At 61.2% G+C, this 15,035-nt stretch carries 9 protein-coding genes, 1 tRNA gene and 1 pseudogene; 9 read left to right on the top strand and 2 right to left on the bottom strand.

The window, feature by feature from the left end; genetic code table 11:
* Positions 1-3 precede the first annotated feature (3 nt).
* The 6 genes and pseudogenes from NQ018_RS11610 to NQ018_RS05815 form a co-directional block, all read left to right on the top strand.
* A pseudogene (locus NQ018_RS11610) lies at positions 4-193 on the top strand (hypothetical protein); the annotation flags it as partial.
* Positions 194-497: 304 nt separating this feature from the next.
* Positions 498-893, top strand: coding sequence for an alpha-amylase inhibitor (locus tag NQ018_RS05835; protein ID WP_257059422.1), 396 nt, complete (start codon positions 498-500; stop codon positions 891-893).
* Between the two features lie 282 nt (positions 894-1,175).
* Positions 1,176-1,637 carry a hypothetical protein gene (locus tag NQ018_RS05830; RefSeq protein ID WP_257059419.1) on the top strand — a complete coding sequence of 154 codons (462 nt, stop codon included), beginning with the start codon at positions 1,176-1,178 and terminating at the stop codon, positions 1,635-1,637.
* A gap of 211 nt (positions 1,638-1,848) precedes the next feature.
* Positions 1,849-2,580: a ribonuclease PH gene (gene rph / locus NQ018_RS05825; RefSeq protein ID WP_257039125.1), complete on the top strand. Its 732-nt coding sequence runs from the start codon at positions 1,849-1,851 to the stop codon at positions 2,578-2,580.
* On the top strand, positions 2,577-3,149 hold the full coding sequence (gene rdgB / locus NQ018_RS05820; RefSeq protein WP_257059416.1) for an RdgB/HAM1 family non-canonical purine NTP pyrophosphatase: 573 nt from the start codon (positions 2,577-2,579) through the stop codon (positions 3,147-3,149). The genes rph and rdgB overlap by 4 nt, the downstream gene beginning before the upstream one ends.
* 368 nt (positions 3,150-3,517) lie before the next feature.
* A complete protein-coding gene (locus NQ018_RS05815; RefSeq protein WP_257059414.1) occupies positions 3,518-3,847 on the top strand; it encodes a type II toxin-antitoxin system HicB family antitoxin in 330 nt (109 codons plus the stop codon).
* Between the two features lie 284 nt (positions 3,848-4,131).
* Here NQ018_RS05815 and NQ018_RS05810 read toward each other — a convergent pair.
* Positions 4,132-4,213 (bottom strand) — tRNA-Leu (locus tag NQ018_RS05810).
* 222 nt (positions 4,214-4,435) lie between these two features.
* Here NQ018_RS05810 and NQ018_RS05805 point away from each other — a divergent pair.
* Both NQ018_RS05805 and NQ018_RS05800 read left to right on the top strand, forming a co-directional pair.
* On the top strand, positions 4,436-4,759 hold the full coding sequence (locus NQ018_RS05805; RefSeq protein ID WP_257059462.1) for a hypothetical protein: 324 nt from the start codon (positions 4,436-4,438) through the stop codon (positions 4,757-4,759).
* A gap of 31 nt (positions 4,760-4,790) precedes the next feature.
* Positions 4,791-5,138: a DUF3817 domain-containing protein gene (locus tag NQ018_RS05800; RefSeq protein ID WP_257039123.1), complete on the top strand. Its 348-nt coding sequence runs from the start codon at positions 4,791-4,793 to the stop codon at positions 5,136-5,138.
* Positions 5,139-5,155: 17 nt separating this feature from the next.
* Here NQ018_RS05800 and NQ018_RS05795 read toward each other — a convergent pair whose 3' ends face one another.
* Positions 5,156-5,836: a type 1 glutamine amidotransferase gene (locus NQ018_RS05795; protein WP_257059412.1), complete on the bottom strand. Its 681-nt coding sequence runs from the start codon at positions 5,834-5,836 to the stop codon at positions 5,156-5,158.
* Between the two features lie 257 nt (positions 5,837-6,093).
* Here NQ018_RS05795 and NQ018_RS05790 point away from each other — a divergent pair, with 257 nt between their 5' ends.
* Positions 6,094-14,982, top strand: a complete 8,889-nt coding sequence (locus NQ018_RS05790) for a type I polyketide synthase (protein ID WP_257059409.1) — start codon at positions 6,094-6,096, stop codon at positions 14,980-14,982.
* The last annotated feature ends 53 nt before the right edge of the window (positions 14,983-15,035 follow it).

Here is a 15,035-nt window from a genome sequence, read left to right as displayed (position 1 = left end):
GAAGTGTCCGAGGTTTTGTTCCGTTTGAGTAGATGGGAAAATTTGGAACATGCCGAAGAGGTTTGACCAGGATGCGAAGGAGCGGGTGGTCCGCCTTGTTGAGGACCGCATCCTGGCGCAGAATATTTCCACGCAGGAAGCGTGCAAGATTGTGGCACCCAAACTGGGTGTCCCGTGGCACGCAGCCCGCCAATGGACGCAGGCATCTCGCCGCGAAGGCCGGGCAACGGAACTTTTATCTGAAGATCTCGTTGCAGAGGCGGCCAAGCTGCGTCGTAAGAATCAGAAGCTACGTGACACAAACGAGTTGTTGAAGGCCACATAGGCTTTTTCCCGTCAGAACTCGACCCCAAACGTTAAGAAATGATCCAGTTTGTAAAAAATGTATAACGATCAGTGTGCTGGTGGAGAACTTGTCAATGAATAAATGTAGCCTGTGACACATAGCAAAAGTGTTTTGTATCACTTTTTCATTTGGATCTATGTGAGGAGCTAGGATGTTCACGCTACAAAAATTTTGCCTTCCGGTAATCAGTGCCGTGGCTCTTTTGTTTGCTGCTCAGCAGGCCCCCGCCACTGCAGCACAACCTGGTATCGAAGGCGTCAGTACCAGTCAAGTCATCATCACCGTGCAAGAAAATGGTGAAATCTCATCAATAGAATCTTTGGGCAATAACGGACTGGCGCGAACCGCGGCTGGACGTGCTCCTGATTGTATTAATGCAGTGCCAGAAAAAGGATTTGTGCAGGTTTACAACAACTGCGACTGGGACATGCGGGTTAAGGTAGTTTTTGCATTCTCCCCCGACTCAGCTTGCAAACTCGTGCTTGCCGGCACCCGTACGAATATCTCCCTTCATCTTGGCCGTATCGATGGGGTGGAACTATGTTAAACCGAACTCGCGCCGGACATTTGTGGCGCTTAAACATGGCTTTTCTTGCTTTTTTCGCCTTGGTAGCAGTCCAATTTCACGCTGAGGAGCCCGAGCTTGAAGCATCAGGCCACAACACGCACATATTCATTGTTGAGAGCGAATGCTGGAATCGCTTGGATTTGCTAAGAAAGAGGCAAGATACTGGATACTGGGCTAGATCCGCAACCTGTTTTTTCGATAAAACTTTAAATAACGGATCTGGCGCTTGGGTTATACGGCCTATATAGTTCAGGAGTTTCTATGTGGTTTGATGGATATCATCAGCAATTCGGGAACCGATTGAAGAGCTTTCTTTCCACAGCAATTCCCGAAGCGCTCGCAGAGCTCACATCTACCCAGCGGCAACACGTTATTGATGGCGAGAGCGAATTTCCTTTCGAAATCCTATTAGCCATACTTAATTCTGAGCACAGCTATGAAAACAAGGTCACCCGAATCACGGCAATTACCGGTACATGGTTAAATGCAGCCTCGGGGAGCCAATGGGCGCTTGGCCCCCTAAGTAGCACCGAATACTCCGAAAGAATAGGAATTGGAGTTAGGTGGGATGAAATCGCATTTTCCCCATTGCTCAGCACCGTAGAAAGCCTTATCGACACGTATCCTGCCTGGCCAGGAGTCCTCATGGAATTTGCTCGTATACAAGAAGCTGACCGTGACTATTACCGCCAACGAATCCAGGAAGCTAGCACTGATAATTAGGTGTCACTTCCGGTTTTAGAGTGCGTTGGGGCTTTGGGGTGGATTTGATGAAGAGGGAGCCAGCCTTCCCTCGTTCGCAGGTATGTGATGTCACTGATCCACACCCGGTTGAGCTCACCAGCATCAAACTGTCCCTTGACTAGGTCATGTCTAGGTTCAGTGTCTCGGTTCAGCGTCTAGTTCCAGCGGGGCAGCAGGTATTCTTGATCGCATGACTGCTTTCACCCGCGCCGATGGGCGCGCACAGGACCAACTGCGAACCGTCAAAATTACCCGCGGGTTTACCACCAACCCCGCGGGTTCTGTGCTCATTGAATACGGCAACACCCGCGTGATGTGCACCGCAAGCGCTGAGGTTGGCGTGCCGCGCTTCAAAAAAGACTCCGGGGAAGGATGGCTCACCGCGGAATATTCCATGCTGCCCGCCGCCACCCACGAGCGCATGCCGCGCGAGTCCATGAGGGGCAAGGTCAAGGGGCGCACCCACGAGATTTCCCGCCTAGTGGGCCGCAGCCTGCGCGCGGCGGTAGACCTCAGTCAGCTTGGGGAAAATACCATCAATATTGACTGCGACGTCCTCCAGGCCGACGGCGGCACCCGCACCGCAAGCATCACCGGCGCCTACGTGGCCCTCGCGGATGCAATTGCGCACCTCAAGGCGCAGGGGGTTGTGCCGGGCGAGCCACTGCTGCCTCCGGTTGCGGCTGTTTCGGTGGGACTTATCGACGGCAACGTCTGCCTTGATCTCCCGTATGAAGAAGACTCCCGCGCTGAGGTGGACATGAACGTGGTGATGACCGCCAACGGGCAGTTCGTAGAAATCCAGGGCACCGGCGAGCACAACACCTTTGGCCGCGACACCCTGAACACCATGCTGGATTACGCCGAGAAGGGCTGCCAGGAGCTCATCGCAGCCCAGCGGGCAGTGCTGGGGCAGGCATGAAAATCCTGATTGCCTCCAACAACCCGAAGAAGCTCAAGGAGCTGCAGGCCATCCTGCCGGCGGAAATAGTGCCCTTGGGTGATCACCCATCACCAAAGGAAGACGGCGCCACCTTCGCGGAAAATGCACTGATCAAGGCCCGCGCAGGGGTCGCAGCTAGCGGCCTGGCAAGCATTGCCGACGACTCCGGGCTCTGCGTGGAGGCGCTGGGTGGCATGCCCGGCGTGCTCTCCGCGAGGTGGTCCGGAAATGGCGATGACGCCAACAACGCCCTGGTGCTCCACCAAATGGAAGATATGGCTAACCGCAACGCGGCCTTCGTCTCTGTCTGTGCGCTGGTCACGCCGGATGGCCAGGAGTTCGTGGTGGAGGGCCGTTGGGAAGGCGAGCTCTTGCGGGAACCGGTGGGCGAAAACGGCTTTGGCTACGACCCCATCTTCCGCCCCTTTGATGGAGACGGGCGCTCATCAGCACAACTTTCCCCCGAAGAAAAGAACGCCATCTCCCACCGCGCGAAGGCGCTTGCCCAGTTGGTGCCGATCATCGAAGCCCTGAACAGCGCGGAGTAGGGGAGAGGGAGCGGCCCCCCGTTTGAAGAAACGCCGGTGGTGGACGCGCTCTTTGGGAACCTCCCCAGCCTGACGCGTTACTGGGGATACAGTTGCCAACCTTTCCAGTTTGGTACTACCTGTAGTGCTATTTTGGTGTGGGCAAGAGTATTGAAGCCATGGTGAAGGCGATGCAAGTTTCGCCCAGCAATGTGAGAATATGACTACTTTTTCGAGAGTCGAAATTCGCAGAAAACTTCCCATAGGACATATAAGACCGCCTGGTTGGGGAATCCTCGAATCAACTTTCAAAATGCGAATGGCAAGGCTAAGCCATACCAGGTCAGGCAGGTATTGGAAATTTTGAAGAGGGAAAAGAGGAGGTAACGATGGAGATCAACAAGTACACCTATCAAGTTTCATGGTCCGAAGAGGATCAGGAGTTTGTGGCAACGGTTGTGGAGTTCCCATCGCTTTCATGGCTGGATCCAGATCGCCAACAAGCTGAGCAGGGGCTATTTGCGCTCGTCAGCGAGGTTGTTGAAGATATGGAGGCCAACGGGGAGAACGTGCCGGAGCCAATTGGGGGCCAAAAATTCTCCGGGAGATTTAATGTTCGGATTTCGCCCACATTGCACCGCCGTCTTGTCATCGAGGCCGGGGTGGAAGGCATTTCACTGAATGCACTGGTGACTCAAAAGCTCGCTGCTTCGTTGTAGTTGTTGATTATCCTGAGCACTCAGTGTGCTGAATTGTTGTTGCAAAGTCTTTGGTGGCCCAAGCTACCACCACAACCGGTCAGGGCGGTGTATCGCCGTGTCACACGTCATCCGCTGCACGCCCCGCGGTATGCCCCGCTAGCGACCAACGCGATAGGGGCGCACTGGTAGTGCTGCGCTCGTACTACTGTGCCAGCCGAATCCTAAGGTGTTGAGTCCGACCGCATGCCTAAACGCAGAAACCCCGACCACCAGCGAAATGCCAGTAGTCGGGGTTGTAAGAGTGCGCCCGGAGAGACTTGAACTCTCACGTCATAAGACACTGGAACCTAAATCCAGCGCGTCTGCCAATTCCGCCACGGGCGCCTGTTGGAGCATCATACCTGCCGCACATGCTTGAGGCGAAATCATGTGGCAGCAAGCCGGGGTTCGGGCTTATGGCAGGCAAAAGGCTATGGTGGGTGTGTGGAACAAAGCAAGGAAACCCCACTCAACCAAGCCGCCGGAGACGCCGGACACGCGGGACACCCTGACCCCGCCGTCCCCACTGGGAAAACCGTAACCACCACCCAGCCACCTAAGCGCAAGCTGCGGGTGCGCGCGTGGCATGTAGTGTTCCTTGCAGTGCTAGTGGCGGCTACATTGGGGTTGGCTTGGTGGCAGTGGACGCGCTTCCAGTCTGGTTCGGGGACCTTCCAGAACTTAGGCTATGCACTGCAGTGGCCGTTCTTTGGGGCGTTTTTCGTGTACGCGTACCGGAAGTTTATGGAGTATGAGAATGCCACTCGGGAGGATAAGCCGGTGGTGGTTCCAAAGCAGACGGAATTGGATGAGTCCTTTCTTCCTAAGCGCACTACGCTAAGCGTGGAAGAATTCAATGAGCTCAACCGCCCAACGAGACACAACAACTAAGTACAACAACTAGGAATAAGGAGCAGGGATCGTGACCACCATCCACCCAGAACGTAAGAAGAGCGTGCGCCAGGCGTTGACGTGGTTCTCCATCGCCGCGTGGATCACCGGTGTATGGCTGCTCGTCCTGGTTGTTCGCATGATTTGCGAGTACCTCCTCGGCATGGATATCCCCACCTGGGCACACTACATTGGCCAGGTCCATGGCCTGTTCTACATGGTTTACTTGGTGACCACACTCAACCTTGGCGTGAAGGCGCGTTGGGAGCCAGTGAAGTGGGTGGTCACCGCGCTGGCAGGCACCATCCCATTCCTTTCCTTCTTCGTGGAGCACTGGCGTCGTAAGGAAGTCACCGCGGCGTTCCAGCTTGACCAGTAGCCATTCCCCACAAATAGCTAGGCCTCTAGGAGCCTCACAAAGTTATACGCAATCGCCTTGCCGCTGCGCGCCACTTCCTGGTCTACTGCCTCCATTTCGCTGAGCATGCGGGGGCCGTCGCCGCCATCACCGGCGGTCCAGCGGGCCATCACGGTGGGGGAGACTTCGGGGTGGAACTGCACGCCCACAGCGCTACCAATGCGAAACGCCTGGTTGGGGCACGTCGGTGAACTCGCTAAGAGGGTGGCGTTCGGGGGTAGGATCTCCACAACGTCGTGGTGGGACTCCGCCACGGTGAACTGTGCGTCGAGGCCTTGGAATAGGGGGTCTGAACTCCCGGCTTCGTTGAGTATCACCTCGTAGGCACCTTCCTCCCCTTGGGTGGGGTGGCCGGTGGTCACGCTGCCGCCAAATGCGTGGCCCAGGATCTGGTGGCCCAGGCAAATACCCAGTACGGGCACGTCGCTCGCCACGGCCTCACGCAGCAAATCGTAGAGTGCCGGCAGGAAGGGGGAGGCCTCAGCGTCGATGGCGTTGCCGCGCCCGCCCAGCACAATGATTGCCTCGCCGCACTCATCAAGTGTGGGCACTGGCCGGTGCTGCAGTGGGATCACGTGATAATCCTGGCCTGCTCGCGCGATCCACGTGGCAAAGCGTTCAAGCGGCACGCCGGTGTCCGGCTGAAGCACGGTAATCATGGGGTAATGCTAGCGCGTCCCGCGTGCGGTTGCGCGTGCCGACGTCACCCCATCCCCACGCACGTCGCCCGGCTGCCCATGAGGAGTAGAGTGACCTCGGACACCTGAAATGGCGGATGAGGTTTGTGCTCACAAAGCGCCGCGCACACGGGCGCAAAATATGACAAAACCCTCACCTTTTGTGGCATATTTGTATGTCGAAACAATTTCGCGTGCATTCGCATGCGTTGGAAAAACACTATGAGGAGTAACTCGCGGTGACTGATCACGCAAAAAGCACCAACCGCCTGGTGGGCAGCTTTGACCAGCAACCTTTCGCGCTCGCTTTCGCAGGCCAGGGCTTTGCCTGGCTGGATACCCTGCGCGCACATGTGGCACAAGGTGCCGGCCGCACGGTGGCTCCAATAGTGGAGGAAGCGCACAAGCTGCTCGCCCCCGTTGCTGATGAAATCGCAGGTTCGCGCCCCTTCGGCTTTGAGCCGCTCAAGTGGGCTGACCTGGAAGCAGGCAAAGCTCCTGATACTGCCGCGGCAGCGGTGTCTGTGCCCGGTATTTTGGTGACCCAGCTCGCCACCTTGGATGTGCTCGAGGCCCAGGGTCTTGATGTGGAAGCCCCCGCGATCGGCCATTCCCAGGGCGTGCTCGGCGTGCATGCGCTCAAGGATCTCACTCGTGCCAGCGAGGTGCTGGCGATTGCGCAGCTCATCGGCGCGGCGATTACTCGCCAGGCGCGCGTCACCGGCCTCGTGGCAAATGGTGAACACAAGCCAATGATTTCCATCGCTGGCATCACCCGCGAACAGCTCCAACATGCAATTAGCGCCGCACACGAAACCCACCCAAGCGACGTCCCCCCAGTGATCGGCCTGCGCAACACCCGCGATACCTTCGTGCTGGTCGGGCGCCCCGAAGACAACGAGCGCGTCATCCGAATCCTTGAAGCCCAGGCTAAGAAGGACGCCAAGGCTGTGGAGTCCAAGCAGCGCGGCGGCAGCGCATTCAATCCGCAGATCACCGCCTTGCCAATCCAGGTGGGCTTCCACCACCCGGCGCTGCAGCCGGCCGTGCAGCAGGTTGTTGCATGGGCGCAGGCAGCAGGCCTCGACACCGAGCTCGCTCGCTCCGCCGCCGCGGACGTAATGGTGAACCCCGTGGACTGGCCCGCGCAGGTAGCGAGTACCAACGCCCGTTGGATTCTGGACTTGGGTCCCGATACCGGCGTGGTGAAGCTCACCGAACAGGCACTTCGCGGCACTGGCGGCGCAAGTTTCAATGTGTGCAGCGCTGCCGGGCAGGCAAAGCTTTTCGACGCCGGCCAGGCGCCAGCCCTCCCGAAGGCCTACGCGGAGTTCGCGCCCAAGGTGGTCACGGTGGACGGCAAGCCACGATTGGTCACCAAGTTCACCGAGCTCACCGGCCGCAGCCCCATGGTGCTCGCCGGTATGACCCCCACCACCGTGGACCCAGAGATCGTTGCCGCAGCGGCAAACGCTGGCCACTGGGCGGAAATGGCCGGTGGCGGCCAGGTGACCCCGGAGATTTTGGAGGCAAACATCCAAAAGCTCACGGACCTGCTCAACCCAGGTGTGAACGCGCAGTTCAACTCCATGTTCCTGGACCCGTACCTGTGGAAGATGCAGATCGGCGGCAAGCGCCTTGTGCCTAAGGCCAGGGAAAACGGTGCACCGATTGACGGCATCGTGATCACCGCCGGCATGCCTGAGCGCGATGAAGCCGTGGCGTTGGTCAAAGAGCTGCGTGCGAGCGGTTTCCCGTGGGTTGCCTTTAAGCCCGGTGCCGTAAAACAGATCAACGCGGTGCTCGCCGTGGCAAAGGAAGTCCCGGAGATCCCCGTGATCCTGCAGGTTGAGGGAGGTAAGGCCGGCGGCCACCACTCTTGGGAGGATCTCGATGAGCTGCTCATTGCCACCTACTCGGACATCCGCGCCCATGAGAACGTGGTGCTCGCGGTGGGCGGCGGCATTGGCACCCCAGAGCATGCCGCGGAGTACATCACCGGCCAGTGGGCCACTCGTTACGACCTGCCAGCCATGCCGGTGGACGCCATCCTCATCGGCACCGCGGCCATGGCAACCAAGGAAGCCAAGACCTCCCCGGCGGTGAAGCAACTGCTGGTGGAAACCAAGGGCTCGGCCGATTGGGTCCCTGCAGGTGGGCAGCAAAACGGGATGGCGTCGGGACGCTCCCAGTTGGGGGCCGACATCCATGAAATTGACAACTCCTTTGCCCGAGCAGGGCGCCTGCTTGACGAGGTGGCGGGTGACGCTGCCGCCGTTGCTGAGCGTAGGGATGAGATCATTGCCGCGATCGCGAAGACTGCGAAGCCGTACTTTGGAGACGTCGCCGCGATGACCTACCGCGAGTGGCTTGAGCGCTATCTGGAGATTTCCGGGCCGTACGAGGGCGAGTGGACGGACGCGAGCTGGCAGCGCCGCTTCACCGAGATGATTGAGCGCACCGAGGCCCGCCTGATCAGCCAAGATCACGGCGAGTTCGAGCCCACCGCCACCAGCGTGGAGGATCTGGAGCGCTTCAACCTGGATCAGGTGCTGCACCCTGCCGACGTCGCGTGGTTCCTCAAGCTCTGCCGCACCCCTGGCAAGCCGGTGAACTTCGTGCCCGTGATCGATCAGGATGTGCGCCGTTGGTGGCGTTCGGATTCCCTGTGGCAGTCGCAAGACGCGCGTTACAGCGCTGACCAGGTGGGCATCATCCCCGGTATCGCTGCCGTGGCTGGCATCACCCGCGCTGATGAGCCCGTGGCTGAGCTGCTGGAACGCTTCAACCAGACCTCCATTGAGCGCGTGGCCGCCGCCTCTGATGAGGCACCGCAGGAGTTGGAGCTCGATCCTGTTGCGCGCGTGATCAACGCCGCTGGCACCTACTGGGCCGGCCGCAACATCGCCTCACTCGCAGGTGCGATTGGTGCGCCCGAAGAGTGGACCGACGGGCGCCATCCCTCCGGGGCGACGGTGGAGCGTACCGACGCCACCCATGCGCTGCTCACCGTGCCGCTGTTCGGCTCCACGCCGGCAGGCACCGCCACCGAGCTGAAGATCCGCTTCACTGTGGGTGAAACCGCTGCAGTGCCGGAGGTTACCGAGGAAGATGCTGAGGCCGCAATGGCCGAGCTCACCCGCGTGGCAGCGGGCGGTGACCTGGGTGAAATGCGCGATGGCCAGGCACACTGGCGCACCACGATCACAGCCGCGGATATTGCTGATTACAACTCCGTGACCGCCGGCTACCTGCCAGCGGATTTGGCTACCCAAGGCACCGCGCCAGACGTTCTGGTGGGCAAAGCATGGCCTGCGATCTTCAACGCTGTGCGCCATGCCCAGGGCGGCAAGGTGGTGGAGGGCATGCTTTCCCTGGTCCACCTGGAGCACCACATCACCATGCTGCGCGAGCTGGAACTGCAGGGCGAGCACACCCTGGAGGTCACCGCGCGTGCCGAGGAGGTCACGGATACCACCATCGGCCGCATCGTGGTGATCCGCGCGGAAATCAGCATGGATGGCACCCCGCTGGCCAAGCTTTCCGAGCGCATGGCCATCCGCGGCCGCCGCGGCGACGCCGTGGCGCGCACCAATACCTCCGCGCTGCCTTCCGTGGTGGATGCACCGCATTCCCACCGAAACTTTGCCAAGGTCACCGCGCCGGAATCCATGCACAGCTTCGCGGTGGTGTCCGGTGACCGCAACCCAATCCACGTCTCCGATACCGCGGCAAAGCTCGCGGGCCTGCCGCATGGTGTGATTGTGCACGGCATGTGGACCTCCGCGATTGCGGAGCTCATCGCTGGTGCTGGTGCTGGAGCGGGAGCGGGCAGCAACGCCGGGCGCATTGTGGAATACACCGCCACGATGCTCGCCCCAGTGCTGCCGGGTGAGGAAATTGAGTTCTCGGTGGAGCGCACCGGGATTGACACCCGCCCTGGCCACGGCGAGGTCCGTGAGGTCACTGCCTCCGTGAATGGCCAGGTAGTGCTTACCGCCACCGCTGTGCTCGCGGCGCCGGAAACCTTCTATGCCTTCCCCGGCCAGGGCATTCAACACCCAGGCATGGGCATGCAGGCGCGTCAGCAGTCCGCCGCTGCCCGCGAGGTGTGGGATCGCGCTGATCGCCACACCCGCAACAAACTGGGCTTCTCCGTTCTGGAGATCGTGCAGAACAACCCCACTGAGGTTCGCGTTGCGGGCGAGACCTTCTCTCACCCCAACGGTGTGCTCTTCCTGACCCAGTTCACCCAGGTGGCAATGGCAACCTTGGGCGTGGCGCAGATCGCGCAGATGCGCGAGGCGCACGCACTGAACCAGCGCGCATACTTTGCCGGCCACTCAGTGGGTGAGTACAACGCCCTCGCTGCCTACGCAGAGGTGCTCTCCCTAGAAAACGTGGTGGAAATTGTCTACCAGCGCGGTTTGACCATGCACCGCCTGGTGGAGCGCGATGAGCAGGGCAATTCCAACTACGGTTTGGCTGCGTTGCGCCCCAACAAGATGGGCCTTGGCGCAGACAGCGTGTTTGACTACGTGCAGTCCGTGGCACAGGAGTCTGGCGAGTTCCTGGAGATCGTGAACTACAACCTCGCCGGTATGCAGTACGCGGTTGCCGGCACGGCTGCTGGTTTGAAGGCCCTTGAAGCCGATGCTGAGGCCAAGGCCCCTGGCCAGCGCGCCTACATCCGCATCCCGGGCATCGACGTTCCATTCCACTCCACGCACCTGCTGGACGGCGTGGACGCCTTCCGCGAGCACTTGGACTCCCTCCTGCCAGCAGAGGTAGAACTGGACGTGCTGGTTGGCCGCTACATTCCGAACCTCGTGGCGCGCCCATTCGAGCTCACCCGAGAGTTCGCCGAGTCCATCGTTGAGGTGGTGGACGCCCCGATCATCCACAATATTCTGGCCAACTTTGAGCAAGAGCTTGCCAACCCGAGCCGCCTTGCCCGCACCTTGCTGGTGGAGCTGTTGGCCTGGCAGTTTGCCTCCCCGGTGCGTTGGATTGAGACGCAGGACCTGCTGTTGCAGATGAATGTGGAGCGTTTCGTGGAGGTTGGCGTGGGGCAGTCGCCAACCCTGGCCAACATGATGGCCCAGACGTTGGCGCTGTACCCGGGCCGTGAGCTGGAGATCCTCAACGTTGAGCGTGATTCCCAGGTGGTCTTCGCCTTGGATGAGGTGGTGCGTGAGGCCGAACAGGCTGAGGGAGAAGCTGAGGTTGAAGCTGGATCCGGGGCACCCGCAGAGCCAACCCCAACACCAGCAGCATCCCCAACGCCAGCTCCAACGTCTGCAGCTCCCACCGCGCCTGCTGGTGAAACCCCAGCGGACATTACCTTCACCCCAGCCGATGCCACGGAGATGCTCATCGCGCTGTGGACAAAGGTCCGCCCAGACCAGATGGGCGCCACCGATTCCATCGAGACGCTGGTAGAGGGCGTTTCTTCCCGCCGCAACCAACTCTTGCTGGACCTCGGTGTGGAGTTCGGTTTGGGCGCCATCGACGGCGCCGCTGACGCAGAGCTCGGCGACCTCAAGAACACGGTCACCAAGATGGCCAAGGGCTATGCAGCATTTGGTCCGGTGCTTTCCGACGCCGCCAACGATGCACTCCGCAGGATCACAGGGCCCACCGGCAAGCGCCCAGGCTATGTGGCTGAGCGAGTCACCGGTACTTGGGGGCTTGGCCAAGGATGGGCAGATCACGCCGTGGCTGCCGTTGTGATGGGCACCCGTGAGGGAGCGTCGTTACGCGGAGGAGACCTGGCAACCCTGCCAATCCCTGGCTCCGCAGCAGAACTTGACCAGGTGATTGACCAGGCGGTGCAAGCAGTTGCTGCCGCTCGTGGAGTTACCGTGGGGCTGCCTACCGCCGGTGGTGGCACCGGTGGCGTGGTGGATTCCGCGGCGCTCGGTGAGTTTGCGGAGCAGGTCACGGGCAAAGCAGGCGTGCTTGCTGCGACTGCCCGTACCATCCTGTCCACCCTGGGCCTGGACGCACCGGCGGCGCAGGATCTGGAGGATGACGCAGACCAAGCCTTGTTTGACCTGGTAGCGAGGGAGCTGGGCTCGGATTGGCCTCGCCAGGTGGCGCCGGTGTTCGACGCGAATAAAGCCGTGCTGCTGGATGACCGCTGGGCGTCTGCGCGTGAAGACGTCACCCGCGTTGCCTTCGGCGAGCTTTCTGCTGATGAAGTAAACGTGACCGGCGCCGGCGAGGTTGTAGCTAAGCAAGCCGAATACTTTGGCCTTAATGCGCTGGCGGCGCAGGCACGTGAAACCAGCACTGAGTACGCCGGGGACGTTGCTGTGATTACCGGCGCCTCCCCGAATTCCATTGCCGCGGCAGTGGCCGGCAAGCTCCTGGCCGGAGGCGCAACCGTGGTGGTCACCACCTCCTCCACCGGTAGGCTGGAGTTCTACAAGAAGCTCTACCGCACCCATGCACAGGGCGATGCCGCGCTGTGGGTGGTGCCCGCAAACCTGAGCTCTTTTGCGGATCTGGACGCGGTGATTGAGTGGATCGGCACCGAGCAAACCGCAACGGTCAATGGCACCAAGAAGGTGCTCAAGCCCGCGCTAGTGCCAACGCTGCTGTTCCCCTTCGCTGCTCCTCGGGTTTCCGGCTCCCTCGCGGACGCCGGCCCGCAGGCAGAGATGCAGATGCGCCTGCTGTTGTGGTCCGTGGAGCGCCTCATCGCCGGCCTCTCCACCCTGGGCAAAGACACCCACGTTGGCGAACGCCTCCACGTGGTGCTGCCGGGCTCGCCAAACCGTGGTCGCTTTGGCGGCGACGGCGCCTACGGCGAATCCAAGGCCGCCCTGGACGCGCTGGTCACCCGTTGGAACGCAGAAACCGCATGGCAGGGTGACTCCTCCCTGGTCCACGTCCTCATCGGTTGGGTGCGCGGCACCGGCCTGATGGGTGGCAACGACCCACTCGTGGACGCCGTGGAAGCCGCAGGCGTGCGCACCTTCTCCACACAGGAGATGGCAGACATCCTGATCAGCCAGGTCAGCGAGCAGGTGCGTGCCGACGCCGCCCAGCGTCCCGTGGAAGTAGACGCCACAGGCGGGCTCGGGGAGTCAGACATCAATCTGCCGGAGCTTGCGCGTCAGCTTGAGGCGAAGCCGGCTGAGGCGCAGGAGGCACCGCGTACTATCGCGGCGCTGCCAAACCTGGCCGGTGCTCGTGCAGAAGCGGCACAGGCGCCAGACTTTGGCGGTCAAGTAAGTGAATCGCTTGAGGACATGGTGGTTGTGGTTGGTGCCGGTGAGCTCGGCCCATACGGTTCTGCTCGCACCCGCTTTGAAGCGGAGCTCAGCGGGGACCTCACCGCGGCAGGCGTGCTGGAACTCGCTTGGAGCATGGGCCTTGTCCACTGGGACAACGGCTGGTTCGACGCCGAAGAAAACGAGGTGGAAGAGGCAGACATCTTTGATCGCTTCCACGACGAAGTGCTAGCCCGCGTGGGCGTGCGCCGCTACCACGATGACTTTGGCATGGTGGATAACCTCGCACCAGAGCTCACCACCGTCTACCTGGACCAAGACCTGAGCTTCAGCGTTGCGGACAAGCAAACCGCTAAAACGTTTGTAGATTCCGAGCCGGAGACCACCACCGCCTACCTGGATGAGGAAACAGGGGAGTGGATCGTCACCCGTAAGGCCGGCTCTGCGGTGCGCGTGCCACGCCGCATGACTATGACCCGCTTCGTGGGCGGTCAAATCCCTGAGGGCTTTGACCCAGCGGTGTACGGCATCCCGGCGGACATGATTGACAATCTGGACCGCGTGGCGCTGTGGAACATCGTCTGCACGGTGGAGGCATTCCTCACCGCAGGCTTCACCCCAGCAGAGCTGCTGCGTGAGCTGCACCCCGCCCGTGTCTCCTCCACGCAGGGCACCGGCCTGGGTGGCATGGAGTCCATGCGCTCGCTCTACATCGACGGCCTGTTGGCAGAGCCACGCCAGAACGACATCCTCCAGGAAGCTTTGCCAAACGTGATGGCAGCGCATGTGATGCAGTCCTACGTGGGTGGCTACGGCCAGATGATCCACCCAGTTGCAGCCTGCGCCACCGCCGCGGTCTCCGTGGAAGAAGGCGTGGACAAGATCAAGTTGGGCAAGTCTGACTTCGTGGTGGCCGGCGGCTACGACGACCTCTCCATTGAAGGCATCACCGGCTTTGGTGACATGGCCGCGACCGCCAACTCCTTTGACATGGAGGCCAAGGGCATCGAGCACCGCTATTTCTCCCGGGCCAACGACCGCCGCCGCGGCGGCTTCGTGGAATCCGCCGGTGGCGGCACCTTGCTGCTGGCCCGCGGCTCCCTGGCCGCAGCTCTCGGCCTGCCGGTTCTGGCGGTAGTTGGCTTCGCGGAAAGCTTTGCCGACGGCGCCCACCAGTCCATCCCCGCGCCGGGTCTTGGCGCGCTGGGGGCGGCACGAGGCGGCGTGGAATCCCGCTTTAGCAAGCAACTGGCAAAGCTCGGCGTGAGTGCAGATGACATCGCGGTGGTGTCGAAGCACGACACCTCCACTACCGCCAATGACCCCAACGAGTCTGACCTGCACGAGCGCATTGCCGCAGCAATTGGGCGCAGTCAGGGCAACCCCCTGTATGTGATCTCCCAGAAGACCCTGACCGGCCACGCCAAGGGCGGCGCAGCCGCCTTCCAGTTGGTGGGCCTCACCCAGGTGCTCCGCGGTGGTGTGATCCCACCGAACTACGCACTGGACTGCGTGGACCCTGTCCTGGCGGGCAACGAGCACCTGGTGTGGCTGCGCCAGCCGCTTAAGTTGCCGGTGGCGCCAAAGGCCGGTTTGGTGACGTCGTTGGGCTTTGGCCACGTCTCAGCCCTGATTGCCTTGGTGCACCCGCAGGCATTCGTGGAAGCGCTCGGCGACCAAGCCGCGCAGTGGCAGGCTACCGCTGCCGCCCGTGAAGCCGCTGGTGATCGCGCGATCCTGGAAGGCATGTACGGCACCCGCGAGCTGTACCAGCGCCCGGTGGAGCGCAACCTCGGCACGGCGAGCAACAAGGAGCTTGAGGCAGCGGTGCTGCTGCACGAGAGCGCCCGCCTCGTTGACGGCGTGCTGGTGGTAGACCCCCGGTAGGCATTGCATGAGAGCTCCCCATCGGTTGGCCTGAAGAATCAGGTTCCGGCTGG

The sequence above is a fragment of the Corynebacterium kozikiae genome, from assembly GCF_024580965.1.
Lineage (GTDB): Bacteria > Actinomycetota > Actinomycetes > Mycobacteriales > Mycobacteriaceae > Corynebacterium > Corynebacterium kozikiae.
Note: the sequence above shows the minus strand (reverse complement) of the source record. Positions and strands in the feature narration are given on the sequence as shown.